24 protein-coding genes are annotated in these 26,715 nt (G+C 37.4%); 12 read left to right on the plus strand and 12 right to left on the minus strand.

The annotated features are described in order from the left end of the window. Positions 1 to 7: 7 nt before the first annotated feature. The 6 genes from AOLE_RS14760 to AOLE_RS14785 form a co-directional block, all read right to left on the minus strand. Complete coding sequence (locus AOLE_RS14760; protein WP_013198674.1) at positions 8 to 1,498, minus strand: porin family protein; 1,491 nt, start codon at positions 1,496 to 1,498, stop codon at positions 8 to 10. Positions 1,499 to 1,577: 79 nt separating this feature from the next. Next, positions 1,578 to 2,369: a Slam-dependent surface lipoprotein gene (locus AOLE_RS14765; protein ID WP_013198675.1), complete on the minus strand. Its 792-nt coding sequence runs from the start codon at positions 2,367 to 2,369 to the stop codon at positions 1,578 to 1,580. Positions 2,370 to 2,560: 191 nt separating this feature from the next. Continuing rightward, complete coding sequence (locus AOLE_RS14770) at positions 2,561 to 5,734, minus strand: TonB-dependent receptor domain-containing protein (RefSeq protein ID WP_035331613.1); 3,174 nt, start codon at positions 5,732 to 5,734, stop codon at positions 2,561 to 2,563. Positions 5,735 to 5,872: 138 nt separating this feature from the next. Then, positions 5,873 to 6,889 carry a FecR family protein gene (locus AOLE_RS14775; RefSeq protein ID WP_013198677.1) on the minus strand — a complete coding sequence of 339 codons (1,017 nt, stop codon included), beginning with the start codon at positions 6,887 to 6,889 and terminating at the stop codon, positions 5,873 to 5,875. Further along, positions 6,890 to 7,411, minus strand: a complete 522-nt coding sequence (locus tag AOLE_RS14780) for a sigma-70 family RNA polymerase sigma factor (protein ID WP_005303210.1) — start codon at positions 7,409 to 7,411, stop codon at positions 6,890 to 6,892. Positions 7,412 to 7,547: 136 nt separating this feature from the next. After that, positions 7,548 to 8,438: a LysR family transcriptional regulator gene (locus AOLE_RS14785; protein ID WP_013198679.1), complete on the minus strand. Its 891-nt coding sequence runs from the start codon at positions 8,436 to 8,438 to the stop codon at positions 7,548 to 7,550. A gap of 187 nt (positions 8,439 to 8,625) precedes the next feature. On the opposite strand from AOLE_RS14785, the gene AOLE_RS14790 reads away from it, so the two are divergent. The 5 genes from AOLE_RS14790 to AOLE_RS14810 all read left to right on the plus strand — a co-directional run bounded on the left by AOLE_RS14790 (position 8,626) and on the right by AOLE_RS14810 (position 14,055). Then, positions 8,626 to 9,570, plus strand: coding sequence for a dihydrodipicolinate synthase family protein (locus AOLE_RS14790; protein ID WP_000050879.1), 945 nt, complete (start codon positions 8,626 to 8,628; stop codon positions 9,568 to 9,570). Positions 9,571 to 9,742: 172 nt separating this feature from the next. Further along, positions 9,743 to 11,128: an MFS transporter gene (locus AOLE_RS14795; RefSeq protein WP_013198680.1), complete on the plus strand. Its 1,386-nt coding sequence runs from the start codon at positions 9,743 to 9,745 to the stop codon at positions 11,126 to 11,128. Between the two features lie 77 nt (positions 11,129 to 11,205). Continuing rightward, entirely contained in the window at positions 11,206 to 12,552 is a 1,347-nt protein-coding gene (locus AOLE_RS14800; protein WP_013198681.1) for an OprD family outer membrane porin, read from the plus strand. A 636-nt stretch (positions 12,553 to 13,188) separates the two neighbouring features. Next, entirely contained in the window at positions 13,189 to 13,473 is a 285-nt protein-coding gene (locus tag AOLE_RS14805) for a hypothetical protein (protein WP_013198682.1), read from the plus strand. Between the two features lie 279 nt (positions 13,474 to 13,752). Beyond that, a complete protein-coding gene (locus tag AOLE_RS14810; RefSeq protein WP_013198683.1) occupies positions 13,753 to 14,055 on the plus strand; it encodes a hypothetical protein in 303 nt (100 codons plus the stop codon). Between the two features lie 5 nt (positions 14,056 to 14,060). On the opposite strand, the gene AOLE_RS14815 is transcribed toward AOLE_RS14810, so the two are convergent. Beyond that, positions 14,061 to 15,011 (minus strand): APC family permease, encoded by a 951-nt coding sequence (locus tag AOLE_RS14815; protein ID WP_013198684.1) that lies wholly within the window; start codon positions 15,009 to 15,011, stop codon positions 14,061 to 14,063. A gap of 375 nt (positions 15,012 to 15,386) precedes the next feature. Between AOLE_RS14815 and AOLE_RS14820 the strand changes: the two genes are divergently transcribed. Next, positions 15,387 to 16,010, plus strand: a complete 624-nt coding sequence (locus AOLE_RS14820; RefSeq protein ID WP_023274305.1) for an HNH endonuclease — start codon at positions 15,387 to 15,389, stop codon at positions 16,008 to 16,010. A gap of 46 nt (positions 16,011 to 16,056) precedes the next feature. On the opposite strand, the gene AOLE_RS14825 is transcribed toward AOLE_RS14820, so the two are convergent. From AOLE_RS14825 to AOLE_RS14845, 5 genes are all read right to left on the minus strand, one after another. After that, positions 16,057 to 16,662: a hypothetical protein gene (locus AOLE_RS14825; RefSeq protein ID WP_013198686.1), complete on the minus strand. Its 606-nt coding sequence runs from the start codon at positions 16,660 to 16,662 to the stop codon at positions 16,057 to 16,059. Next, positions 16,662 to 17,675 carry a hypothetical protein gene (locus AOLE_RS19575; RefSeq protein WP_013198687.1) on the minus strand — a complete coding sequence of 338 codons (1,014 nt, stop codon included), beginning with the start codon at positions 17,673 to 17,675 and terminating at the stop codon, positions 16,662 to 16,664. Before AOLE_RS19575 ends, AOLE_RS14825 begins: the two co-directional genes overlap by 1 nt. A 116-nt stretch (positions 17,676 to 17,791) precedes the next feature. Then, a complete protein-coding gene (locus AOLE_RS14835) occupies positions 17,792 to 19,141 on the minus strand; it encodes a hypothetical protein (protein ID WP_013198688.1) in 1,350 nt (449 codons plus the stop codon). A 9-nt stretch (positions 19,142 to 19,150) separates the two neighbouring features. Continuing rightward, a complete protein-coding gene (locus AOLE_RS14840; RefSeq protein ID WP_013198689.1) occupies positions 19,151 to 21,148 on the minus strand; it encodes an ATP-binding protein in 1,998 nt (665 codons plus the stop codon). A gap of 7 nt (positions 21,149 to 21,155) precedes the next feature. Then, positions 21,156 to 21,956, minus strand: a complete 801-nt coding sequence (locus tag AOLE_RS14845) for a DNA adenine methylase (RefSeq protein WP_013198690.1) — start codon at positions 21,954 to 21,956, stop codon at positions 21,156 to 21,158. A gap of 599 nt (positions 21,957 to 22,555) precedes the next feature. Between AOLE_RS14845 and AOLE_RS14850 the strand changes: the two genes are divergently transcribed. The 6 genes from AOLE_RS14850 (at position 22,556) to AOLE_RS14875 (ending at position 26,677) form a co-directional block, all read left to right on the plus strand. Further along, positions 22,556 to 23,191 (plus strand): SOS response-associated peptidase, encoded by a 636-nt coding sequence (locus tag AOLE_RS14850; RefSeq protein ID WP_013198691.1) that lies wholly within the window; start codon positions 22,556 to 22,558, stop codon positions 23,189 to 23,191. 147 nt (positions 23,192 to 23,338) lie between these two features. After that, positions 23,339 to 23,839 carry a LexA family protein gene (locus tag AOLE_RS14855; RefSeq protein WP_013198692.1) on the plus strand — a complete coding sequence of 167 codons (501 nt, stop codon included), beginning with the start codon at positions 23,339 to 23,341 and terminating at the stop codon, positions 23,837 to 23,839. After that, positions 23,836 to 25,131: a Y-family DNA polymerase gene (locus AOLE_RS14860; RefSeq protein WP_013198693.1), complete on the plus strand. Its 1,296-nt coding sequence runs from the start codon at positions 23,836 to 23,838 to the stop codon at positions 25,129 to 25,131. The genes AOLE_RS14855 and AOLE_RS14860 overlap by 4 nt, the downstream gene beginning before the upstream one ends. A gap of 19 nt (positions 25,132 to 25,150) precedes the next feature. After that, positions 25,151 to 25,372, plus strand: a complete 222-nt coding sequence (locus AOLE_RS14865) for a hypothetical protein (RefSeq protein WP_013198694.1) — start codon at positions 25,151 to 25,153, stop codon at positions 25,370 to 25,372. Further along, positions 25,372 to 26,073, plus strand: a complete 702-nt coding sequence (locus AOLE_RS20770; protein WP_013198695.1) for a hypothetical protein — start codon at positions 25,372 to 25,374, stop codon at positions 26,071 to 26,073. Before AOLE_RS14865 ends, AOLE_RS20770 begins: the two co-directional genes overlap by 1 nt. 37 nt (positions 26,074 to 26,110) lie before the next feature. Beyond that, on the plus strand, positions 26,111 to 26,677 hold the full coding sequence (locus tag AOLE_RS14875) for a hypothetical protein (RefSeq protein ID WP_013198696.1): 567 nt from the start codon (positions 26,111 to 26,113) through the stop codon (positions 26,675 to 26,677). Positions 26,678 to 26,715: the final 38 nt, after the last annotated feature.

Genomic DNA, 26,715 nt, shown 5'->3' on the forward strand with positions numbered 1-26,715 from the left:
TTATTCCCTAAAAACGATGCTCAAGCTTGAGGCTAATGTTGTGTTTATCGTAGGAATACAGCCAATCGACATTACTTTTATTATGGTTATAGCGGTAGGTTAAATTAGGCGTCATGCCATAAAACTCAAAGCGCGGCATTTGCACAACAAAAGTATAGTTCTGTTCAAAATCATGACGGCGTGCTAAGAAAGTTTCCGCATATTTATCAAACTGACGCCAACGGTAAGAACTCAGCAAAGTAGTGTTAAATCCTGTACTCCAAGATTTGCTTAAGCCCAACCGCATACCTTGCTGCTGGTAGGCAGCCATATATTTTTCTTGGGTCGAATGGTCGACTACATCTAAACCACCAAAAACAGTCCACTGGTCTGGAAAAATCTTCCAGAAAGTAGCAAAAGCTGAGCTTTCTACCCCATCTAGGGTTTTATATTTCTGATAATTTAAATCTTTACTCTCAGCTTCAAGCTTGAAAGCTTTATCTGCAGAGATAAAATGCATCCACTCGGCACGCGCACCCCAGGCATTGTAAAGACCATCATTGCCATAACGTTTATGTTCAAAAAGCGGACTCACCCCAATTTGATTTTTTAAGTCAAAGTAGCTGTAGCCTGCATTAATGTTGATGGTAGATTCATTAAATGCCGCGTGGTCGTTATAGGACTGTCCAAACGCCAGCGCACGTAAAGCCACGCCATGATGCCCCTTAATCGCATAGCGTTTAATCAGACTGGCTTCGTAATCTAAACCCGTTGCCGACTCAGCTTTAGGAGTTCCACGAGTAACTTCCCTAACTGGGATAATATTACCTTCACTATCTCTGCCATAAAGTGTCCATGTTTTGCTCTGTTCAGACGAACTATTTAAATTACTGACATAGGTATAACCCGCTGAAACCGAGCCTTGCCAAGAGTCTCGTTTTTTTAATGCTTGAACAAAGGTATTCACTGTTGTTAAAACCCCAGATGGGATTACCGCAGGGTCACTTTGTTTCAGTTGGTTTTGAATGGAAATAAAAAGGCGTGCTGCTTCCTTATTCTTCTGTTGTTCAAACAGCACGCGCGCTAACTCAAGTTCACAAATTAAATTATGAGGTTGTTGTTTTAGGCTGCTTTGAAATTTTTGTTCAGCCAATTTCAGTTGACCCTGAGAACGTGCAACTGCCCCTTCGGCAAAGTCGGTTAAAGCCCGATCGTAGCCAACATATTTTTTATAATGTTCTAAATAAACCGTGGCTTTGAGCCACTGTTTTTGCATGACTGCCAAATATAACGCCTTGGCAAGATCATTCGGATTTTGCTCAACACTATATTCTTGTCCATTAATTTGAAGTTTTGGTAATTGCTCGGTACTACGAATGGTTCCCTGCTCGTGAAACTGGCGCTGTTCTTGTAAAAGCGTTTGGTCCAAGCTTTGATTGAGACGAAGCTGTGTGTCTTCGTCGGCATATAAAAATGGACAACTCAACAATGTCAGACAGCACAAAAGCGTTCGTTTCATAAAACAATAAACCTGAAGCAACCAAGCAAAAGCCCAAAAAACAAAAGGAACCTACGTATGTAGATTCCTTTTGCATTCATTAATTTTTAGCACCGCCAAATGCAGTGTTGTAAGACACGTTATCAAACTGGGCAATACCCGCTAAAGCCGAAGCATTTGCACCGAAGAATTGACCTTGAACTACACCAGAGTTGTCGACACCAGCCGTACCGTTAGCCGTTGCCAAACCTGCAAACGCAGCAGTACCCGGGTTAAATGCCACACCATCTAGGCTTAATGATGAAACAGCCGTACCTGTTCCGGTAAGCGTTCCTTCAAGTGTACCCGCGCCATAATTTGCCGTGAACGTACCACTTAACAGATTGCTTCCAGAACCATTAATCCCTGCAACGGTATAAGTTGCAGTACCTGCGGTTGGAACCGTGGTATTGGTGTTATCACCCGCGTAGTAAACGGTATGGCTCGCGCTTGCCGGTGTGTCGCCCGCTTTCCACCATTCACCAAAATAGACTTCCTGTGTGCCCACCTGACCAAAGTTAAAATTACCTAAGGCACTGTGTGAAGGTGGCATTGCAGACACTGGAATATGCGAAATATTAAAGGTTTTGCTGCCAACCGTTACATTGGTATTACTCGTTCCCTGCGCAGCAAAAGCCTGAGCCAAACCTTTTAACGAACTAAAACCTGTAAAAGCGTTATATGGTGCACCGGCAGCTTGAACCGACACCGCTGCTACACCACCCGGATGGTTTGCATTGGCAGCAGCACCGATTTTGATGTTACTTTCATTACTCGAAATACCATCAATTCCTGCATAAGCAAATGCAGTTGAACAAGCAACGAGACCCAAGAACAATTGAGAGATTTTCATTTGTTGTTACTCCATCTTTTTTAAAACTAAGTTATTGTTTAATTTAAAATAACGATTTCGCTATTTTTAGTTTATTGAGTAGGCCCAGCTGCAAACCTACTCGGTTTTTTGTAAATAATAATCATTCAATCTTATTATTTACCGTTACCTGACTCCCCTTTTATGTATGTGTAGAGGGAATCAAATTCTGTTTAAAATTTAGTGGTCCAGCTAATTTTCATCGTTCGGCCGGGTGCGGCCATGGCACTACGAGTTAAAGGATCGATATAAAACTGGTTAGAAAGATTACTGCCGACAAATTCAACCGTGTTGTAGTTATCGACCTGATAACGCGCATAGGCATCAAAAATCCACGTGTCATCCCAAGCCAAAGGCACATTGAGGTAATAACCTTTATTGACGCTAGCATCATTGTTTTTGCGTAGCGGGCTTTCATAAGCTTTATAGAATGTTGCACGTGCACCGAGCTCTAACTTTTCATCAAAAAAGCGTGCGCCAAGCAAACCGTGGAAACTCAGTTCAGGAGTGGCCATAGTCACCAAGTAGCCATTTGGGAAACCGTCATCGACGCAGCGCTGATACGGTTCGCGGAACTCAAGGCCCTGCTCGGTTTGAACCGTACCGCCTAAAATCATTTTGTTAATGGCACTATTGGTGTCACACACTTCATTTTTTAAGTTATAAGCCACGCTCAAGTCTGTGAAGAAACCACCATTATCAAAACGGCTTTGTAACTCTAGACCTGACAGCTTTTGCTCATCCATATTGGTAAAAATAAGGTTCTGGTCACGCTCAATCACATTTTTGGTTTTGTTGTAGTAATAGGCGAGCTTAATGTCAGCATTGCGCGCTGTGCTAAACCAATCACGCATGTCATAGACATAACCCACTTCGTAGTTAAAAGCGTGTTCAGGTTTGATTGTTTGATATGGCAACATGGCAGAAAAACCGACAGTGCTTTCAAACAAACTTGGTAAGCGATATTCCTCTGCATAGCGTGCGTAAATTCTGCTGTTTGGCGTAAGGTGAATTGAGGCGCCTAATTGCGGTGCCCAGCCACTATCTTTAACTTTGTCGGCAGACTCAACCGGAACTTGGTCTACCACCGACATAAAGTTACCGCCAGTTACGACGTACTTTTGGCCAGAGGCATTGAGCTGGTTTAACGGATTATCTGCAAGCGACAATTGCCCATTCGCATCGGCTTTCCAGCTCAGTGTATTTTTCTGTGACCAGATCATGTTATACAACGTGCTCTCTGATGCAGGCACAGTGTCGAGCTGCCCATCCCAATCAGGATTTTTTGTGGCATAGCGCTGTTTTAAAACATTGATTAAACGCTGCTGAGTCGAGGTGTAACTCTCAGGCATGGTCTGATATTCAAAGGTATATTCTTTAAGCCTACTTTTTTTGGTAAACAGCGGATTTAAACTCGGGTCAATTTCGCTCTGCAAAGACTTATTTAAAAAGTCATCAACAGCCCAATACGAACGATAACGCATGCCCGCATCAAAACTTAACCAAGACAGCGGTCTATAATTAAAGTTAAAGTCGAACGTTTTTTCCTCACGACGCCCTGCTCGTGGCAGTGCCTGATAAAGCGAATAACTTGGGCCATATTCGCCATACACATCATCAGACGTCAGCTTTTCTTTTAAGAAACTTCCACCGAGCGTCAAATCAAGCTGGTCTAACAAACGAGTTTTATTACTGACCGTAATGCCTTTACGCGTATTGTCAGAATGGCTTATTGCCGTGTTAATAATGGTGTTATCTCGAAAATCGATTGTGGTTGGCCACCCCCCACGTGTGTAGGTCTGGCTTTCGGTGTCGGTTTGCCAAATGTTGGCATAGAAATCAATCCAGCGATTATTCTCAGGCTTAAACTTATATTCGAGGCTATAAGCTTTAGAGTGAATATTGCTTAAGGGCCACTGCGGAACACCCAAGTCAGGCGTAATACCCCAAACAATTCGAGATGGCATAATTTCACCAAAAATATTTTTGGTATCTCGGTAAGTCAGTTTAAGAGTCTGGCTATCGGTTGGGCGATAGGTCCCTTTTAATAACCACGACTCCATATGACTTGAGGTGTTGGGAACTTCATCACCCGGTTGATAGGCATAGGCAAAGTAAGGAATAAAATCGAGGCTGCTGTCTGGCGTAGCTCGTTTATAGTAGCCCGAGCCATGTGTCCCCGAAAAATAATTGCCGCGTTCACGTACTGCATAAACAGCCAGTAAATCGAATTTATCTTGCTTGGTGGCAATTGCCAGTCGGCCCGCCAAGTCATCGCCCGAAAAATGAGAGTTATCACTTCTAGTCCGGTTCTTTTTATAAATATCGGGGTCATATTTAGCCCCATTCATGTCGATCCAAGGCGTTGTGTCATCGTAGTTTTGGCCCACTTTGCTCATGTCTGGCAAAGACGGATCGATTGAGTTGGTTGAACCTTCTACTTTTAACTCGGCACCAAAAGACTTACCCGGACGAACAATGTCATCGGCCTCTAGCGTTTTAACGACTACACCGCCGCCAACAGAAGTTGTGGTATTGCGCTCTAAAGATGGGCCTTTAATGACTTCAATGCCCGCAATGAGATTGGGGTCGATATAGTTTCGGTTGTTTACCCCGTTGTAGCCACGCCATACGGCAATCGACTGTTCGGTGCCATCAATGGTTAAAGGCACACGACCAACACCCTGCACACCACGTACACTTGGGTCGAGTGCGCCACTGTTGCGGGCATCGCCGCTATAGACTCCCACCATGCCTTGTAAAACATCGGCTGGGTTGGTTCCTTTAAATCGCTCAACATAGTCTTTCCCCGCATAGACCGAAGAACGGTTTGCGTCATAAACTTTGTTATAGCCTTCTGTGTCACGGTCTTCTTTGCCGTACACCACAATTGGCGTGAGTCGTACCGATGCGTCTTCTTCAATTACGGCACTACTTGGCGGCAGGCTAGCGGCCTGAACCTTAGATGAACTTACCCGTGGTGTAGATTTTTTGCTGAGTGTGTAGCCCTGCCCAACTTTTACAGCATTAAATTCGGTTGATTTTAAAAGCTGCTCAAAACCTTGCTCGACAGCAAAATTGCCTTTTAAGCCTAGGCTATGCAACCCTTGGAGTTGCTGAGCATCCATTGCAATTGAAGTACCCGATTGTTCGGCAAACTGATTCAGTACGTTAGCAAGACGGCCTGCAGGAATGTTATAGCTTTTAACTCCAGCTGTTTCTGCATAGGCCTGCTGCAAAGAGAGTGTAACTAACCCACCCATCGACACAGCATGTATGGCAAATGCCAGTGTTGAGAATCGAAAAATCGATCGATTCCGCTTTTGCCCCGTTCCCGCTTTTTTCATTTGCCCGCCCCAGTAAATAGTAATAAGAATCATTCAATACAACTGGTTAAAATGATCCATATTTATTGCTTCTACTTACTATGACGAACGACTTTCAAAAAAGTGGAACCTAAAATCGAAAATAAATTTAATTTTTTATTATTTTAAAGAAACCATAACCACAAACGGCGTAATTTGCTTAATTTTCAGGTCAGGAAAAACCGTAGCCAAAAGCTTAAGTGATTCTGTGGTTTGGTCTAAAGGCAACACAGCATTGACTCGCACATGTTGCAGTGCCGCATCATTAAAAATAATTTTGCCTTTGTAGTTGCGGTCTAGCTCTTGTAGCACTTGATTTAATGGCAGGTTTTCTACCATAAGCTGATGCTTTTGCCATTTTTGTTGTTCGTTATAAACATTCAGTGCAGGCAGTTTTTGTACACCATTTTTGTCCATTTTAATGGCTTGCCCTGCTTCAACAATGGCCTGACGAATCGCATGCAATTGGGTGGTTTTAACTTGCGTGGCTTCTACTTTTACTTTTGAGTGCAACATGTTGAGCTCGGTTGCCGAAGGATCATAACTGACACTAAAAGCTGTGCCGAGTGCCTGAATTTGTCCATGACTGGTTTTAACCAAAAATGGTCTGGTCTTATCTTTGGCAACATCGACATAAATTTGACCTTGCACCAACTCAACCACTCGCTGGTTGGTTTTAAAATCAAGATTAACTGCGCTTTTACCACGTAAAATTAAACGTGAACCATCTGGTAAGGTTTGCGTGGTCCACTGCCCTGATTGCCCTTGAATATCGGCAGTCACATAGGCCACTGTAGTATCGGTTAAATAAAATAATGCCCCACTCATGGCAACAAACACAACAGAAAAAGCTGTTCCTGCGCGCAAATGTTTATAGGCTTTGCCTGAGCTTAGGCCAGCTTTAAGGGCAACTTTAGTGACTTTTTTATGTCCGCTGGTTTGGGAAAGTTTTTGAATTGATCCAATACACTGTTCAATATCGGCAGCCACTTGGCGGTGTTGCTCACTAGTTTTTTTCCACACTTCAAATTTTTGCTTGGCGGTTTTTCGTGAGCTTTCATCATCCGAACTCAGTTGAACAATCCAACGCGCGGCTTCTTCAACCAGTTGGTGATGTTTGCTTTTGTCCATGGCCATTTAAATGCAAGCGTCCATGTCTTGTCGGTTTTGGTAGCACTGAATTAAACAGCTCGCCAAATATTTTTGAATCATTTTGGTCGACACATTTAAACGCTCGGCAATTTCTTTATGGGTATAGCCTTCGAGGTAATGCAAAATAAAAGCTTGCTGTGCTTTTTCAGAAACCCCTTCTAGTGCTTTGCAAAGCTGGTTAATCGCTTGAATAATTTGCATCTGGTCTTCGGGTGAAGCCACCGCTTCAAGCATATATTCCATTTGACTCAAGCCATCTAAATAGGCTTGTTCAATGCGTTTACGGCGTACTTGGTCAATCAGCAGGTTTTTAGCAATCGACGTCAAATAGGCACGCGGTTCCTTAATGCCGAATAACTCATCACGCGTTTGTAGCAGTTTAATAAATGTGTCCTGAACCAGATCTGCGGCCTGATCAGTATTACCTAATTTTTGTCTCAACCATTGGTGAAGCCAGCTTTGGTGACTTCTATATAACTGATCTACAAGCAAAGAAGTTTTGTTCACAGCAATTGGACTCAAAACAAGGAACCCACAAATGATAATAATTATCATTTAAACAAGTCAAGCAATAATTCAAGTAAAACTTAAATCACTGTTTAATAAATTGAATTAATTGCCAGCTCGCTTTGCTGCACTTCTCTTAAAGCAAATTGGAAAGATTTCTAATTTCTTCCATCACCGCCTTACACGCAGGCGTTAAATAGCCGTGCTTAGAAATAGACAAAGAAATATAGCGCTTTAGCTCGGGGTTAATAATTTTTGCAGCTTGAATTGGGGTGTATTGGCTGGCCTTCTTTAACGCTTGCGGCCCCAGCATGGTATACATGCGAGACTCGGAAACCAAATGGGTTTGTAAACTAATTGAGTCGGCTTCAAACACAATATTTAGCTCTACCCCATTTTCATAAGCCATGTGGTCTAAAAAATTGCGCCAGTTACTTGGTCTACAAAACGTGACCAGAGGTAACTCACTGACTTCTTTAAATTCGACTTCATTGGCCTGAGTGAGCGTATCTCCTTCACAGCCGACCAAATAGGTATCGGCTTGGGTAAGGTAAACATCGCCCTGTTTAGGTGTCGGGTTAAACCGGTAGAGAATGGCTAAATCGACACTGCCATCTTCAAGCCATTTTTCTAAATGCACCCCTTGCCCTTCACGCACCGAAAGTTTAATTAAGGGATATTTCTCTTGAAGCACTTTATAGAGGGTTGATAACAATGGATGAGCAGTAGACGGTAAACTGGCAATCCGAACCGTCCCGATCGGGGTATCGGTCGAATGCAAAATTTCATTATTCAGTTGGTCGGTTACGTTCAGCCATGAACGAATTTTAGGAAGTAAATGCTGGCCTAAGTCGGTGAGTTCTACGCCACGTCCAGTTCGGTTAAACAATCGACCACCACATTGGGCTTCAAGCTCGTTCATTTGCCGACTAATTTGCGGTTGGTTGGTGTTATGTAGCATCGCGACTTTGCTTAAGCTACCGAGTTCCACCGCGTCTAAAAATATTTTCCATAATTCATAATTCATCGATTCTTCCTAAATCGTAAATAGGTAGCATTTTGAGCCATACATTTTCAGTATAACTGAAATTCAAGAATTGGTAATTCCTACATAGCTCACCTATTTCTATACTCCAATCATGTTCTCTACAACACGATTTAAGTCAGATTAAGAACCAGAGAATATTTAATTACACTGTATAGGAAGTACGATTATGAGTTTAGATTTACGTGGATTAACCCCAGCACCTGTGACTCCTTTTACCCGTGACGGACAAGTAGACCATAATGCAATTCAACGTTTAGGTTCATGGTTAGGCAGCATTGATGGTGTGAAAGGCTTGGTTGTTCTTGGGCATGCAGGTGAAGGAACATTCTTGTCGCAAAAAGAACAAATGCAGGTTATCGAAAGCTTTGTTAAATCGGTAGATGACAAAATTCCGGTAATCGCAGGGATTACACTCGAAGGTACTTCGGTTGCAGCAGAAGAAGCAAAACGTGCAGTCAGCGCTGGTGCTTCGGCAGGTTTGATTTACCCTTCACATGGCTGGTTGCGTTTTGGCTATCAAAAAGGCGCACCGCAAGACCGCTATAAAGCAATTTATGAAGAAAGTGGTTTGCCATCTATTTTATTCCAATATCCAGATGCAACGAAGGCCACTTACGACCTAGAAACTCTACTCGATATTTCTGCACAGCCAGGCGTATTTGCCATGAAAAATGGTGTGCGTAACATGCGCCGCTGGGATGTCGAAATTCCGATTATTCGCCGTGAACGTCCAGACTTACAGGTGTTGACCTGCCACGATGAATATTTGCTTCACACCATGTTTGATGTAGACGGCGCTTTGGTTGGCTACGGCAATATTGCCCCTGAACTGTTAATTGAAATGATTAAAGCAGGTAAGGCCAAAGATTACGCTAAAGCTCGTGCTATTCACGACCAATTATTACCAGTGACTCGCAATGTTTATCACCGCGGTTCACACATGGAAGGCACCGTCGCGCTTAAACATGCATTGGTTGCTCGCGGCATTTTGGATCATGCTACTGTGCGTTCGCCACTGCTTCCACTGGCAGATGGTGCTGAGCAAGAAATTCATGATGCGATGCGTCAAGCTGGAATTGGCAAGGTCGATTTAACCCAAGCCGTTGCTTAAATTCTATTCGGGCTAGCATGTACGCTAGCCTTTTTTTCCTGTACGCTGCCTGAGGCCAAACATCGGGCATGTCTCTTAAAAACAATAATAAAAAGCATGCAAACTGTGGTGAACAGGTAGTGCGAAATAGAACAAAAAAACTACGAGGAATGTAGTAATAAGGAGATAGAAGATGACAAATCTAGCGGATGTAGAACAAATTAGTCATCATCAAAAAAATGCGGAAATTATTGCACGACTTGAACGGCTACCCGTCACTGGTCGATTGCAATTTATGCGTATTACCATTGGTATCGCGACCTTTTTTGACGCTTATACTGTTCTTGCGATTGCCTTTGCTTTACCCCAACTGATTACCGAATGGCACCTGACTCCTGCCTATGTCGGCGCGATCATTGCCGCGGGCTATGTCGGGCAACTGGTCGGTGCGATCTTTTTTGGTTCTCTTGCCGAAAAAGTCGGTCGTTTAAAAGTGCTGTCTTTTACCATTTTACTGTTTGTGGCAATGGACATTTCCTGTTTGTTTGCGTGGAGCGGAATGTCACTGTTAATTTTCCGTTTCTTACAAGGCGTTGGAACAGGTGGCGAAGTGCCTGTTGCAAGTGCCTATATTAATGAGTTTATTGGTGCAGAAAAGCGCGGTAAGTTTTTCTTGCTCTATGAAGTTTTGTTCCCACTTGGTCTTATGTTTGCAGGCATGGCAGCATTTTTCCTGATGCCAATTTACGGCTGGAAAGTCATGTTTATTGTGGGCTTAATTCCATCATTACTGGTGATTCCTTTACGGTTTTTCTTGCCTGAGTCACCACGCTGGCTTGCTTCCAAAGGTCGTTTTAAAGAAGCAGATAAAGTCGTCAAAAGCTTTGAAGATGGTGCCATCAAAAGCGGTAAAACTTTGCCTGAACCTGTGGTTAAAGAAATTAACCCGCAAGGCATGGCAAAAACCGACTGGCGCGAGCTGTTCCGTGGCATTTACCGCAAACGTACCTTTACCCTGTGGGGCATGTGGTTTTGCGTGTATATGGTGAACAATGCCATGGTGACTTGGCTGCCATCTCTCTACAAACAACACTTTGGTCTATCGCTGCAAACCAGTTTGGGTTATGGCTGGATTACCTCAGGCGTGGGTGTGATTGCCTCTATTATCTGTGCGTTAATGATTGATAAAGTCGGCCGCCGTCCTTGGTACAGTGCAGCGTTTTTCTTGGCGATCATTCCACTCATGAGCCTCTCGGTTTTAGGCGCAAAATCGGCGATGGAAGTTGTAATTTTCGCAACAATTAGCTATGCCATTTTGCAGACTATTTCATTCTCTTTATACCTTTACGCTGCCGAACTTTACCCTACTCGCCTACGCGCCATGGGCATTGGATTTAGTACCGCTTGGCTCCGTGCTGGCTCTGCGATTGGGCCTGTTATGGTGGGTCTCGTTGTTGGTGGCTATGGCATTCAATATGTGTTTAGTGTGCTGGCTGTTGTGGCGCTCATTGGTGGCCTTGTGACCTTCTTGTTTGCCATTGAAACCAAAGGCCAAGTACTCGAAAAACTCTCTCCTTAATTCATCCATTTCATAAAAAGCTTGCCTAACCCAGCGTTAGGCAAAGGGCTTATTCATGCTTAAAAAAGGAATTTAGAATGAATAAATATTTGCTATGGGGCTGTATTGGTTTAGGCAGTGTGAGCAATGCGTATGCAGAGCTTCCTCAAGAATTTGGCAAGTTAGAATTAAAACTCAACACCCGTTATTGGAACGATGAAGGCACTGTCCACCCTACGCTTGCTAACCCTTCACCTTCGTCGAGTGAATATGAACAAAGTGCCTTAGGACTTGAGTTAAATTATCAGTCACCTTACCTTTGGGACTGGCTTGGAGTAGATGGCTCACTCTATGCAGTTACCAAGTTATTTGACTCTGGCAAGCCTAGCGCTCAGCTTTTAGAGGTTGAAAATAATGGCAAGCTCGATCAAAACTTTGCGACTTTAGGGCAGCTCTACATCAAGGCAAAACTCGGCGACAAAGGTGAAATTAAATTAGGTCGCCAATTGCACGATTCACTATTACTTAAAAGCACCAATAACCGCGCAGTGCCCGATACTTTTTCGGGTGGGAGTGGTCAGTTTCAATTGAATGATCAGCTACAGACTTACATGGCTTACTATGACCGCTGGAAACCGCGCAGCATGGACTCTTTTGAAAAACTGGTGACTGAGAATGACGAGCGAATTGATTATGTCGGTTTGCTTGGTGCCAAGTATCAGTACAAAAACTGGAGCCTGAATGCCGAGTATTTAAATAGCAAAGATTATTTAAAAAAGTATGGGGCGATTGCTCAATATAAGTTGCCCTTGCATGGCCTTGTATGGACATTCAACACGGGTGCTTTTTTCTCGCGTGATGATGGCAAGCTGTTTAAATGCGGTGCCGAAACCGAGCTGGACTGTGTCAAAGGCCAAGACATTAACAACCGTGGGAATGGTTATTTTGTCGATGTAAATGTGGCCAAGAATAATCTTGAAGGCGGCATTGCCGTTTCAAAGTTTGATGGTTTTTGGATTGAGGATAACTTTGCCGTGCACTCCGCCCGCAACTCGGTTTTGACGCAAGACCACGGCACTAACCCGTTTCCGACCTCTGCGACCATTGGCCCTGACTTTACCAATAACGATGAAACCGCTGTTGCCCTTCGCCTGAAATATAACTGGAAAGACTACGTCAAAGGTTTAAAAACCGAAGCGAAGTATATTTATGGCTTTGGCGCTCACCAAAGTAACATCAGCAGTGATATTGAAGGTAAAGAGCGTTACTTTGACTTTACGGTGAGTTATGCCTTGCCGTGGGTGAAAAACTTAGATGTGCGTTATTCATTTTTGCATTATGAATCAAAGTTTGAAAATGCAAACCTAGGTGAAAAAATAAATGGTATGTCTCGAAAATATTGGGACCAGCATCGAGTATTTATTAATTACCGTTATACATTTTAAGAACAGGTTAAACGTTTAGTTTAACTTTATTATATTTATTAATTCACCGATTTAAATCGATAAACTTTTGAGTTTAATTAAAATATAAATTTATATTTTAATTTTTTATAATATTTTATTTAAATTGAATTGACCTGTTAAAAACTTATGATTATTATGGTCCCGCTGGCCTACATTGCCAGTCGGTTTTAGCAGACCGTAGATCCATGGCGGGTTATAGTTCCACTATAAGTCGTTAGACCCTTGCGTCCCTTTTCTTTGCGGTAGGACGGGAGGGGGACGCGCTCGCGCGTGCTGGTTCCTTGGATCCCAGTCTGCTAACCCCCTTTCGTTCTACCACCATAATCAATTGACGGTGATCTTTGGTGGTAGAGCTCCATAAATTCTAGGAGTTGACCATGACCTTTTTTATATTAATCCCCTATCCTCTCTCGTAATTTTATTTATTTAAAATTTAGGCTTTCTCTCACCTAAAATATTTTAAATTTATAAATAATTTTATTTTAAAATTTTAATCATTTTATTTTCCTGTATTTCAGGCGGGTTAACTATTCCCTTTTTAAATGATTTTAATACTTTAAATATATGCGGCTTATTTTTTATTAATAACTTAGTGAAAATTATCACGAGAATAATATGAAACTTTATAAACCTATTTTGGCTTTAAGCCTTTTAATAGGCGATTACGGCGTTTCTGGCTGCGACATTCACACTCAGCAGGATTTTGAAGAAATTTGCCTGTCTGGTGGGCACACCCAAGCCAGTTGCGACTGTATTTACCAACGACTTGAACAAGTGTATTCGCATAAGCTTATGCAACGTCTAGAACATGTCAGTTTGCAAAGTCCTGCTCTCCCACAGGACTTTGCCCCTACTTTTTTTAGTGTGATGCGGCGGTGCGATAAAAACGACATGGGCTAAGCGTTTGGCTTAGCTCCCTTATCTCTGTGTCGCAATGGTAGATGACTTTAAATCAGCGCAAAAAATTAAAGTTCTGTTGTGGCACGGGGGCCTTGGGGGGAATGATTTCATTACGTCCTTTTCTAAGGATTAGTTCCTACCATTTGTCTTGAAGTATCTATGTTAATCAAAAAATTTAGTCTATTATTTTTACATAGAAAGAATGCTCAAAAAAATTAATCAGTTGATTTAAAAAAAATTGTCCATCTAAAATTTAATATTTCAAAGCGAGCCATTCCTATGTCAATTGAAGATTTCTTTATAAAAGACTCTCCCTCTAAGAGATATCTTTTAATGAGCTTAGCCCTATTCATGTTAATAATGGCTTTAATTGCTTACTTTAAGGGAAAGTTGGGATTTGAATATGTATTTTCACTTATTGCAGGGTACGCCTTAATATTCTTTATTTTAAAAAATGCAGCATTACCACTTTTTCCCCCACTTACGGAAAAAAGTAGTGATGCAAACGCTATGGCTAGAACAACAATAGCAATTGTTTATATCCTTGCTTTCATAATTCTAACTATTTCTTATTTTTTATAATTTAATTACTCTTCAATTTTCTTGCTTCGCTCTACAGTAATATATTCATTCGGAATTACTAACTGCTTTTCCATACCCTTTACCGTATAAGAAACTAAAGTGCTTTTACCAATGCCTTGAAATAACACTTTAACATCTTTAAAAATAAAGGTTTTATACTGATTCAGCTCCTTAGTTGTTGTTTTTGGCAATTCAATTAAATTTGCATAAGGTTCTTTAATATATAAGGTTGCCTTTTCTATTCGTACCCCAGTATTTTGCATAGTATAATTTAGGAATATTTTACCAACATCACCAATAAGAATCAGGGGTACAAGCGGAGTTAAGCTAATAAAAAAAGCTATTTCTAAGCTATCTTTAATATGCGTTTCTAATCTCTTTAATTTTTTTCTTGCGAATGCTTTAAGATTTTCACTAGCATCAGGATCATCAACAATATCTGCTAGATTTTCAAATTTTATATTAAATTCTTTAATCTTCTGCCGATTCATGTAAAAAGGATAATACGCAAAGGCGATAAAAAATACGGTAATTCCTATATATAAATTGACTTTCCAATGCAATAAAAATATGCCGTGAATAACGTATAAAAGATAAAGAGAGCCAATTAACGTAATAATATTAATTTTTGGAAAAGGAAGTTTTTTCCCAATTCTAATATGAGGTGGTAAATACTTATCAACCCAACTTAAGACAAGATATGTCACTGGAGCTAATGATGTGCCAAAGAAAAATAGCATAAACCCTAATACAGTATAAGCAATGGAGAACGCGGCAAAAATCAGTAAAAAAATAAGTGTATCGCCAAAGCTGATTTCCGAAGGGATATAGCTAATTGTTAAAAGATACACAACTAAGCACAACACCCCTATTGCAACTATCGCTTTAGTCATTGTCAGTGCAACTTCATGCCACTGCCCCAGATTATTTAAATATCTCGTTATTAAGTTGTTCATTTGATCTAACCAAATCTTATAAATTATTTAAGAATCGATAATTACCCTTTTTCTTAAACCGCTCCCCAGCGGAGTAATCATCTTTTGAAATTTCCCCAAATTTCAGAGTATGTCCCCACATACTTTCAATAACACTCCAAAACTTATGGGTGCTTAGAATTTCTATTTTAACTTGTGTTGCAATAATTTCTACTTTAAACCTATACAGAATTAAATTTCGGTATGCAAGGATACCTAGAGATAATCAAAGTATTAAATAAAGTAAGAATATAGTTTATAAGTATAACTAACACTACCTATCAATTAAAAATATCTTTAATATTCATTGACAATTAATTTCTATCAAATTTCAAAAATAGATTTATTGAGAGTGACATGCCTATACCGCATCGCAAAGTTATAAAAACACAGTTGGTTGATCTACTTTCTAGTAAAGGTCCTATGGAAGTTAAAGAGGTATACTCCGAATTCGCTACTTTATGGGAACTCACCAATAAAGAAATGTCCATAAAACGTAATGGTCGAGCGTTATATCAGAATGAAATTCGTTGGGCACGCCAAGAATTAGCTGGTGACGGGATTATTGAAAAACCAGATATAGCTGGACGAAGTATTTGGAAATTAAAAGAAAGCCCTGTTATTTTCGCTGAAGAATATGAGGAAGATAACTTTGATAATTTAACTGAAGGTACAGTTAAAAAAATCGTAGTGAATGCTTATGAGCGTAATAAAGAAGCAAGAAAAAAATGCTTAGAATTTTATGGTTACCAATGTGTTGTATGCAATTTTGATTTTGAAAAAACTTATGGTTCCGTTGGTAAAAATTGTATTCATGTCCATCATTTGGTTGAGATTAGCTCTATTGGAAAAAAATATATTGTTGATCCAATAAAAGATATGGCTCCTGTCTGTCCTAATTGCCATTTTATCATTCATCAACGTAAACCTGCATTTTCAATAGATGAAGTAAGAGCTATGTTAAATTTAAATGAAATATAAAAACTTGGTAAGGTAAATTTTTTAAATTATTATTTTTAAAATCTTATTATTTTGAATCATCAATTTTATCATCAATCTTATCATCAATAATTTTTTCCCAATTTAATGCGGAACGAACGGATTCAAAAATATTAAAAATGAAAGACATTAGCTCTGTTAATAAAAAAATAGTAAAACTAATAATAAAGCAATAACCTATAAAATTTATAGAAAAGAATACACAATCTTTACTCGTTAATTTAAAAATCAACCCTGAAGATCCTTGAAAAAAATTAATAACAAATAATATTCCACTGAATACTACAAAATAAAAAAATACACGTAAGAATAAAAAATGGAATTTTTTAATATAGGTTAAATTAGTCTCTTTATCGATAGCATCCATCATCTGCTTTTGGAGCTCTAGTGGTAAAACTGTACAAAAAATTGCATACCCAGCCACTAAAAAACCTAATGTCGTTAATATTACTCCAAATAAAGATCCAGAAGTTGATTTTATAACTTCATACAATTCACTCGTAGAAAGTGTTATACCATTTAGAATAGCAATCAATAACACTAACAACGTTATATACTTGTTAATGTTACTTATTGGAATTACTCTCGATTCTCTATAAATTTGCCAGAGATTTCTTTCTTTAAAAAAATCCATTAACCAGTTTCTTCTTCATTTTTAACTATTGTAATACTTTTTGGCTCTATTTTGTCCAAAATAGTTTGTGTTTTAGTATCTGTTTTTTTAACTGTGACATCGCCACTTTTAACTACATTTTTAAAAGCTGCTACCATATTAGACACTGTTTTCTTTACATTTTCTTGTACAAGGTTAATTTTCTTTTGAAGTTTAAAATCCTCGTTACTTAAGGTTAAATTCTCTCCATCTTGAGTAATACCTTCCACTTTAACTACCTGATTATCTTGTTTTAGAGCAGCAGCAATTTCCTTAGGAGTTTCCTCTTTATCTAATCCTTCTTTTAGGTTCTTAAATTCAACTGATGTAGTTGAATTCATTTTCTTAGTTGCTAGATGAATATCATCAAACATTTTACTAGCATTGAACTCTGAATTTCGATCATTTAAAGTCACTTTAACTTTTTTAATTTTTTCAAATTGTCTCAAATGATCAAATACATTTTTTTCTGTACTAAGCGGTGTAATTGTTATCTCAGGGGAACCAAATCTTACTTTAAATTTTGCCTGCTCATCTCGATCTAATTTTTTATTATACTTATTTTTTTCTGATCTAAAAAATGAATCTACTGTAGCCTTAAAAGTATTCAAATTAGGTGCAAATTTAGTTTCTGCTACATATAAAAGTCTATGGCTATTTAGCATTAAAACAAATATAGCGGATGGAGCTGAAGGCATTCCTTGAGTATCTCTAATTAGCTCACCTTTATCATTTTCATACTGTTCACGCGATAACTCTGTATTCTTAATAAAGCGCCCCGCGATAGCTATAAGATTCTTTGTACCTAGAGGGTCTTTCCCTAAATCTAACAACTCAACATTTTTAAAGTAATACTCACTACCTCTAAATTTTCTTTTATTATTTAAATTAAAAAAGGCTGGGTAAACGACTTCATCAAATAAATCAAGTAAATCTGCATCTCCAAACTTACAGACAAAATTTACCATTTCTAAATTTTTTTGTATTGTTGCCATTTCTCTTAATACATAAGTTAATTTAAGCTTATTATAATTCTTTCGTGAACAAAAAAGATACTCATAAAACTTATTAAAAGCATATTAAAGAATATGCTTTTAATTTATAAATTATTTTATCCTATCTGTCTTCCTTGAAAAGCAAATAAGTTAAGGACACTTGCACTTGGATAACTTGACAAACTGGCAATACCGTTAGCTAATACAATAGGTAATAAAGCATTTTTATATTTAACAGTTACTAAAGAATGTAACCCCTCTATAATCTTTTCTAACCCTATCAAATCCGATGATCTAGGGAAGTTGATATAATCTTCATCTTCACTAGTTTTATACTCATAAGGCGGTATATTCAAAACGACTGCTGTTTTACTATCAATTTTTACTAGTACCTTCTCTCCAAAATTAGTTTTTAAACCATATTCATTTTCACGGAATGGGGCACATTGTACTGATTCACGAATATATTTATGAGTTAGTGGCTTATAAGATGAAAACTTTTGGGATGGCTCTTTTGGTTCTAAATTTCTTTCAATACTTTGAAAGAAATCATCAAATGCTCCTGTTTTTTCTTGTCCCATCATATAAATTGGTGAGTTTTCATCCACGGCAAATTTCAAAAATTCTCTAATATTAGGAACTAATTTTGAATATTGGCTTCTCAAACTTAAAGGGCCATCTTTAATAAAGAGTATATGAGACAATTGATCTCTATCATGTTCCCAAAAGAATCGAATTGCACTGAATAATGTAATAGTTTCATGAATTAACATATAACTTGTAGCTAAACTGTCAGGAGCTGAAAATTCATTCATTTCCATATGAAAGCCTATTACATCAGTAGAGAATACTTCACCCTGACAATGAGGACAATTCATTTTATCTTGATTATATGGGATACCTGTTATTTGTCCCAGACAGTTCAAATAAGGACATTGAAATGAAGGGGAATAACTTTGCTGACGAGGATCCCATTTCTTATATATTAACCACTTATACGTTTCATATATATGTCCATGTTGAGATGGATCATTAAATGATTCAAATACTATTCTTCTAACAGAGTCATATAAACTAATATCTTTTAAACGAATATTTTTTAATGGGAAAACAGTTGAATGAAGATGAGCAGAGTTTTGCATTAACTTTTTCATCTGCAATGGGTGCGGATATTTTTTATCTATATGTTCTAGACTTGATTCATCTAAAGCAAAAAGAGCAGTTTTAACAAAAGCTAATTCTTTTTTAACTGCACCCACTCCTACTACAGAAGCAATTGATCCATCTACACAATAGATAAGCTTGAAAGGTGAAGGTTTATGTTCTAAATTTTTCCACCCCAAGTTGTCCTCAGAATAAATCTCTTCTGCTTTTATTGCCTCAAATTCTTCTATAAGTTTTTTTACATGTTCACTTTTCAATACATCTAAATGACCTAATTTAGAAGCTGTTTCTGTCTGATACATAATCTAACCTCAACTTCCAAAATGCTTAACCTGAACGGGTACAACAAATCTATGAGATTGAGTTAACATTCTCATATAGCCAGGTGTTTTAGATGAAAGTATATCTTCTTGGACTCCATCATAATAAACATTTACTTTGCCCAAGGATTTTGCTTCATCCTGTGAAGATAAATGACCTACAAAAAAATTTTCAGTTTGAGCCAATAACTCTTGACTAATAGTACTAGGACTTTGCGTTGAATAAATCATCCCAATATGGAATTTAGCCCCTTCTTTTGCAAATCGGCTATAAACATCCGTATTATCCTTTACAGTTCTAGGAAAAAGGTTATGCGCTTCTTCAAAAAATAAATTCACAAAGTGAGATTTAAGACTATTACTTGTAAATTTACGTTCTTGCTCTTGAAATACTGCTGTTGAAATCATATTAGAAAAGTATTTTCTAACCTTATCATCAGCACTTCCTAAATCTAAAATTACTGTTTTAGATCCATTTAAGTCATCAATAATTTGTTTAATCAAATTTTGAGCATCTGGTGAGTGGTATTTCTTATAATCTGTAATCCATTGAGTTCCTCGCCCTGTATTAGGATTCAGAAAGGTCAACATAACAACGTCATCACCATCAAATAACTCATTTTTTTGGCCTGAAGTAGAAAGCAAAGGATCTTTAGAGTTAAGAACATATTTCGCTATTGAAGCATATTCTCGCTTCATTTGACTCAGTGTTTTAGGTCTTGCTGGAACTCCATCACTTGTCCCAGATTCAGCATCAATAAAACTATAAACTTTAAAACGGACATCATCAGTAAAGCCTGGGTCAAATCCATTTGGTCCATTTGCTACAAATGGAATTAATGCTTTTAATTCTCCTTCATTAGCTTGAAAAGCTGATTGATTCAGAATAGACCAAAACAATTGTATTTTACGATATGCTCTAATTTTTTCTCCAAAACCCATATTATTACAGAGTTCGAAAGTAGGTAGTTCTAAATTGGCAAATGATTTAACATAGCCACTTAAGTTACCTTCAGCTTGTAATAAACTACCTAATACCCTCATTCCTTCAGATGGGTCTGTATAAAAATTTAAACGTAATGGTTTTGATGGAGTTTCATCCTTCTGAATTAAAGCATAGACTTGGCAATGCTCACTATGCATTTCTCGAAGGGAAATATTTTGATGATTTGTATTAGCATATTCACCGTTTATATCAAAAATTAATTGTCCACATTTGTATTCTGATTGACTTGCTAAAGCTTCAATAGTTGCATTAGCAATAATCTTAACTACGTTTGATTTACCCAAACGTGTTTTACCAAACATAGCAGTCCTAGCTCCAAGAAAATCTTTTAAAGAAATTTGGACTGATACATCTTCAAGATTTGACTTAGCATTATTAAAAGGTAAACGGCACTCAGTAAGTCTAAGTTTACCAATTGATTGGTTAAGCTCAGACTTAACCATTCCATTGATAATAATATTTAATATCCTTTCATCAGGAGCAAAAACACGATAACGATGTGCAGAAACTACAGCGTTAATATCACCTGAAAATTCAATTTTTTTTGCATCATCAGGATTTGGATAAAACATACCTAATAAGTCACAATCAATGCTTCCCCATTGCAATTCACTTACTGTCCATCTATCTAATTCAGGCATACTCTTTTTATGTAATTCAAAGTAGGTCTGTTGAACACTATTAGTTAATGGTGTTGGGGCTACTCCCGAAACTCTGAGTAATGAAAAATGAGGAGCAATACCTTCTAAATCCTCAGGAACCATAATCAAAAAAGATCCCCTTGGCATTCCACCAATTGCTTTTTTATATGGATCACTTGTAATAATTCTTACTGTATTAAATCCTATATCAATAACATAACCAGCAAACTTCCAATTATCTGTACTACTAACCAATTCTTTAGTTTTTTCTTCATCTAAAAACTGATTTAAAATTGATAGTGGATTTCCCGAAAAACGTGTTTTTGTTAGAAAGTCATGCATAGTAACCTCATATATTACATGTAATTATTAACTCTTCATATTTATTACGATTAGTACCATTTGCGGCAATACTACTATATCTAGATATTTCTTTAATATTGAAAGAAGAACTATATAATTCTCTTATAGATTCATGATTAGCATTTGTAATTATAATTTTTACACCCTTTTTTTGAGCGTTTTCTGCAGCCTTTGCTAATCTTTCTTGATCTGCCCATGAGAATAGAACTTCATTGTATTTTATAAAGCCATTATTATTGTGTCTAACAGTATAAGGAGGGTCCAAAAAAAGTAGATCATTTTTTTTGGCTTTATTAATAAGATTTTCAAAATCCCCACATACTAACTCAGCATTTTTTAGGCTTTTAGACCATTCTTCCCATCTATCTTGATCTTGTATTACATTCGTTTTAGTACCAATAGGTACATTAAATTTTCCCTTTAAATTTACTCTATAAATACTGTTAAAACAGGTTCTATTTAAATAAATAAATTGAGCTGCAATTTCTACTTCATTATCAAAAATTTGATCTCGTATTAAATAATAATATTCTTTACAATGTTTCTTATGATGATTTTTTAATAAGTTTACTACTTCTAAATGATGATCTCTTACAGCTCTATAAGTAATAATTAGATCTTTATTAGTGTCTCCTAATATACTTTTCTTTGGCTGTAAAGCATAAAAAAAACTAGCGCCACCTAAAAATGGCTCAATATATTTCCCACTAAAATCAATGTTAAAAAGTTCTGGAGCAACTTTTCCTAACCACCGCTTTCCACCAGTCCAAGCTAAAAAAGGATTCATACAACTTTAATTAATTATCTCTATTACCTAGGAGTGCCTTGGATACTCATAATTAGTTTTTAAATAGTATTTTTTCCAAGAGTTAATTTTTGTAAGTATACCTAAAAGATGTATAAGCTTCTATTGATTTAATTTGCTTAGAAATAAATATTTCAATTTAAACTCTTTAGACCATAGAATTTCTAAATAAATACTAGCTAACTTTTAACTCTTAGGGCAATAATCTTTCAATATTCATTAATTATTAGAAAACTAATTATAGTAATAATTCTATAAGACATAAAAAACCCCGAAACTTTCGCTTCAGGGCTTTTCACGAATCTTGGTGGAGATGGCGGGAGTTGAACAGATATTTTAAATTATTGATTTTATAGTTAGTTTCTTATTGTATAACATGCTGGTATAACTCACGTATAACATTTAATTTTGATTAAGTATGATTAACAACAGTTTCTTTTTTGTTCAAGTCCGACTATAGGAGTTGAACTCTGGAGCTAATATAAAACATTTTAAACAACTCTCAAATGACTTTACTTAAGTTTCAAAAATAGCCATTGATCATAAAAACTACTAAGATGGAATAAAAAGGGGGAAAGTCTATGTGTGCAAACTATGAACCTATTAGTAAAGACCGAGTACACCTACTAGATCTCTTCGAACCTACATTCGACTATAAAGCCGATGTTTATCCTGGTTACGACTGCCCTCTTATTTTTTCTAAAGATGGCCACATTGAATGGCGGCAAGTAAAGTTTGGTATGATTCCACCATGGAACCATGATTTTAAGTTTTCCAAGTTCACATACAACGCTAGAACAGAAACTGTAGATAAAAAGCCAAGCTTTAGACATGCATGGGCTAAAAGTCAGTTTGCGTTAATACCTGTAGAAAAAATTTATGAGCCTAAGTATGTGAATGGCAAAGCGGAAAGATGGGGAATTTATCGAGAGGATGGCTTACCATTTACTGTTGCAGCTATTTACGATTCAACTGTGATTGATGGCCAACAAGTTAGATCTATGTCTATGCTGACTATCAATGCAGATAATCACCCTTTCATGAGTCAGTTCCATAAACCAGAAGATGAGAAACGGTCGATTATTGTTATTCCTAATGAGTGCAGAGAAGATTGGTTAAATTGTAAAAAAGAAGACGCGCACCAATTTTTCTTTGAAATGCCGATCGGTGAATTTACTGCTGACTACCTCCCCAAACCAAAAAAAAGTGCAAATTAGCGCCGTTGATTTTCCGACCAAATGCATCGATCAACGCGACAAGTTACGACTAGTTATTATTTATCCACAACTTTTTAAATTTGAAATTTAAACCAGCTCTAGCATATCATCTTGAATGTGTTACAAATTCAAGTTAGGGGATATTCTATGAGCGAAATTGCACCATCCATCATCCAGATAAAACCGTACCTCACACAAGGCGCTGTTTTATCTGAAGCCTTGTTAATCAAGCAAGTTGTGCCCTCAACTCACCTGCTTGTCCCTTACGCTCTAGAAAAAATTTCCGCTGGCTTCCCCTCTCCTGCACAAGACTATATAGACAAAGCGCTCGATATGAACGAGCACTTAATAAAAAATGAAACCGCTACGTTTATTGTGAAAGTTGCTTCGCTATCTATGTTAAATGCAGGCATTGATATTGATGACGAACTAATTGTCGATCGGAGCCTTGATGCTAAACACGGGGATATTGTTGTTGCACTTATTGATAATGATTTTACTGTTAAGCGCTTAATGATTGAAGAGTCTAAGAAATGGCTCAAAGCTGAAAATCCAGATTATAAAAATATTTACTTGCAGGATAGCCAAGAATTAATAATTTGGGGTGTTGTGACTTGTATCATTAAAATGATAAGAAATAGATCATGAAACATGAGAATAAAGTCTTTTTTCTAATAGACGTAAATAATATGTATGTCTCATGTGAGAGAGTCTTTGATCCAAGTTTGAACAATAAGCCTGTCATTGTTCTCAGCAATAACGATGGGTGCGCGGTGGCGCGCAGCCACGAATCCAAAGCCCTAAATATAAAAATGGGTGTGCCGTTATTCCAAATTAAGGACATAGTCCAAAAACATAACGTAGTGGTGCTATCAAGCAATTATGTAATGTATGCCGAAATGTCACGGCGCTTTCATAAGATCCTTGCTTCATACGTAACAGAGGAAGAAGTTGAGCCATATTCTATTGATGAGTGCTTTGTTGATTTCACCGCTTATGAAAGAAACTTTGATTTAGAGAAGGTTGGCCAGCAAATGCGCCAGCAATTGTGGAAATGGCTAGGCCTTCCTGTATGTGTTGGTATCGGTAGAAGTAAAACTGAATCAAAGATAGCTAACCATATAGCTAAAAAGAATGCGGGATTTAACAGTGTTTGCGATCTCGTAAATATGGATCCGTGCAATAAAGAATATTACTTCTCACTTATCGATGTTTCAGAAGTTTGGGGAGTTGGCCGTAAACATGCAAAGAAGTTGCATTCAATGGGAGTTAAATCAGTATTAGATCTAGCTTGTACTGAAGCGCGGGAAATGCAACGGCAATTTTCTATTGTAATGGCTAGAACGATTAATGAGTTGCAGGGCATCTCATGCATTGAAATTGAAGACACGCCGCCCTCAAAAAAACAAATTATTAAATCATGTTCCTTTGGAGCAAAAGTAACTGAGCTAGATGATTTGAAAGAAGCTATAGCAATGCATGCACAAGAAGCATGTAAACGGTTGCGTGATGAAGAATCACTATGTGGTTGTCTACTTGTATTTGTCCAATCAAGCCCATTTGATGAAAGTGCGCCATTTTATAATAAGTCTATTACAGGCGCATTTTCTGAACCAACGGATTGCGCAACTGACTTTGTACAAGCAGCAGTTAAAATGGTGTCAGATATCTTTAAAGAAGGCATCAAGTATAAAAAATGCGGTGTCATATTAACAGGCTTAGAACCTAAGGCTGGCCATACCTATGACCTGCTCACAGACTTTGAAACCATAGAGAAGAAAGAAAAATTGATGCAAACACTGGATAACGTGCACACAAAATTCGGAAAGAAAAAGCTCGGTGTTGGTCCTTGTTATATACCCGGTCGAACTTGGTCGATGTCGAGAGATAAACTCACTAAAAACCCATTTATGTGGGATCAGCTAACAATTGTTAAGTAATTTATTGAAGGAAGTAAAAATGAACTTTACCAGACTAACTGATGAGCAATTAACACAAACACTTATTCCTAAGCGTTTTGTTCCACCAACACCGCCAGAATATGATGGTAAAAATATGGTCTATGTTTTTGATAGTGAAGATTCTTTTAATTTAACTTATGATGAACTTGTCGAGATTATTAGTAAGGCTCGGATGACTGGGCCACAGATGATTCCTATTTTAGGAACGGTTGGTGATTGATGAATAAAAGTGCCATTTCCATAAGTATTTTTATTATAGGGTTAATATTGCTATTACTACTTATTTGTATTTTTGGAATTTTATATTTCTACTGGGGAAATTCAAAGGCTATACAAGATAGCCTTTCAACTACTGGAAGTATCTTTGGTGCTATTGCCACATTAGGGGCAGCTGGAATCGCAGCATATTTATTCAATGATTGGCGAGAAGAGCACGATCATAATTTTAAAAGTAATATCTTATTGGAATATTTAAACCGCTTAGATATTTTGGAAGAAATCTCTAACAGATATCTAAGTTCACTTAAGTATCATAGTAAAGTTTATAGTTCGCAATATAAAACAATGTTTAGTAGTGGTACCCATCTCGAAGTTTTTATAGAGCTGATTGAATATCATCATGAATCATTTTATGAAAGCGGATTCAACACTTGGACTAATGCTAATAAATTCAGCTTGTTAGATAACTCAGAATTTAAAGAAGTTTATCAAAATATCATTAGAAACCTAAATATGAGTTTTGATTTAAGATATTCAATAAATAACTTATTGCGAGATAATAAATTTGAAGATATTTCCGAAAATAAAATTCAGAATGAAATCGATTTAGCAATTCAAGAAATAATTAAGGCGTTGGAGCAAATTAAATCAATTCAAAAAAATGCAATTTTAGAGATAAAATCAATTAAAAAACATCTCTAATATTTATCAATTATTTTCTAACCAACATGGCTAAAATATGATCTATAAGTTAACTGTTTGGCAATATCGAATAAGTGTATTTTGTACAGTAATGTTTCTTGTCTTAAGTGTTTTTTGGTTCATTCTAGATTGTGGAAGGCTTGAACCATTAGTTGTTCTTTTTGGTGGTGTTGCGGCTTTAACAAGTTTGGTATGGCCTGTACCTAATTATGGCAATAGGCGATTAAGAGGGCGAGATTCATTTAATTATTCATCAAATAATGGAATTTTTACTATTGGTAAAGATCAACTAATCTTTGCTACACAATGGACTAAAGCAAGTGGTGAAGCAATTCATTTATATAGCGATCAGATCTCCATAGATGCAATCGCCTTAGCAGACAATGTATCTTCTTTTAAGGAAATTAGAAATGCAGAAGCGTTCGATTTCACATCAAGAACAAGAACATTAAAGGAAAATGAGATTGCAGTTTTGAAAAATAATAATGGATATTATGCTTTAATTAGGATTGTGGATGTTAAAGATATATCTCGTAGTGATGATAGAGATGAATTAACAATTGAATGGATTATTAATCCTGATAAAAAAACTGATTTTTCTTAAATGAAGCCCTCATCAAAGGGCTTTCACACAAATACCAA

It is taken from the genome of Acinetobacter oleivorans DR1 (assembly GCF_000196795.1).
Lineage (GTDB): Bacteria > Pseudomonadota > Gammaproteobacteria > Pseudomonadales > Moraxellaceae > Acinetobacter > Acinetobacter oleivorans.

Bases quoted from the DNA above. Each gene is read 5' to 3' on its own strand.
- AOLE_RS14760 (WP_013198674.1), bottom strand. From the start codon at position 1,498: ATGAAACGAACGCTTTTGTGCTGTCTGACATTGTTGAGTTGTCCATTT.
- AOLE_RS14765 (WP_013198675.1), bottom strand. From the start codon at position 2,369: ATGAAAATCTCTCAATTGTTCTTGGGTCTCGTTGCTTGTTCAACTGCA.
- AOLE_RS14770 (WP_035331613.1), bottom strand. From the start codon at position 5,734: ATGAAAAAAGCGGGAACGGGGCAAAAGCGGAATCGATCGATTTTTCGA.
- AOLE_RS14775 (WP_013198677.1), bottom strand. From the start codon at position 6,889: ATGGCCATGGACAAAAGCAAACATCACCAACTGGTTGAAGAAGCCGCG.
- AOLE_RS14785 (WP_013198679.1), bottom strand. From the start codon at position 8,438: ATGAATTATGAATTATGGAAAATATTTTTAGACGCGGTGGAACTCGGT.
- AOLE_RS14790 (WP_000050879.1), top strand. From the start codon at position 8,626: ATGAGTTTAGATTTACGTGGATTAACCCCAGCACCTGTGACTCCTTTT.
- AOLE_RS14795 (WP_013198680.1), top strand. From the start codon at position 9,743: ATGACAAATCTAGCGGATGTAGAACAAATTAGTCATCATCAAAAAAAT.
- AOLE_RS14800 (WP_013198681.1), top strand. From the start codon at position 11,206: ATGAATAAATATTTGCTATGGGGCTGTATTGGTTTAGGCAGTGTGAGC.
- AOLE_RS14805 (WP_013198682.1), top strand. From the start codon at position 13,189: ATGAAACTTTATAAACCTATTTTGGCTTTAAGCCTTTTAATAGGCGAT.
- AOLE_RS14810 (WP_013198683.1), top strand. From the start codon at position 13,753: ATGTCAATTGAAGATTTCTTTATAAAAGACTCTCCCTCTAAGAGATAT.
- AOLE_RS14815 (WP_013198684.1), bottom strand. From the start codon at position 15,011: ATGAACAACTTAATAACGAGATATTTAAATAATCTGGGGCAGTGGCAT.
- AOLE_RS14820 (WP_023274305.1), top strand. From the start codon at position 15,387: ATGCCTATACCGCATCGCAAAGTTATAAAAACACAGTTGGTTGATCTA.
- AOLE_RS14825 (WP_013198686.1), bottom strand. From the start codon at position 16,662: ATGGATTTTTTTAAAGAAAGAAATCTCTGGCAAATTTATAGAGAATCG.
- AOLE_RS19575 (WP_013198687.1), bottom strand. From the start codon at position 17,675: ATGGCAACAATACAAAAAAATTTAGAAATGGTAAATTTTGTCTGTAAG.
- AOLE_RS14835 (WP_013198688.1), bottom strand. From the start codon at position 19,141: ATGTATCAGACAGAAACAGCTTCTAAATTAGGTCATTTAGATGTATTG.
- AOLE_RS14840 (WP_013198689.1), bottom strand. From the start codon at position 21,148: ATGCATGACTTTCTAACAAAAACACGTTTTTCGGGAAATCCACTATCA.
- AOLE_RS14845 (WP_013198690.1), bottom strand. From the start codon at position 21,956: ATGAATCCTTTTTTAGCTTGGACTGGTGGAAAGCGGTGGTTAGGAAAA.
- AOLE_RS14850 (WP_013198691.1), top strand. From the start codon at position 22,556: ATGTGTGCAAACTATGAACCTATTAGTAAAGACCGAGTACACCTACTA.
- AOLE_RS14855 (WP_013198692.1), top strand. From the start codon at position 23,339: ATGAGCGAAATTGCACCATCCATCATCCAGATAAAACCGTACCTCACA.
- AOLE_RS14860 (WP_013198693.1), top strand. From the start codon at position 23,836: ATGAAACATGAGAATAAAGTCTTTTTTCTAATAGACGTAAATAATATG.
- AOLE_RS14865 (WP_013198694.1), top strand. From the start codon at position 25,151: ATGAACTTTACCAGACTAACTGATGAGCAATTAACACAAACACTTATT.
- AOLE_RS20770 (WP_013198695.1), top strand. From the start codon at position 25,372: ATGAATAAAAGTGCCATTTCCATAAGTATTTTTATTATAGGGTTAATA.
- AOLE_RS14875 (WP_013198696.1), top strand. From the start codon at position 26,111: ATGATCTATAAGTTAACTGTTTGGCAATATCGAATAAGTGTATTTTGT.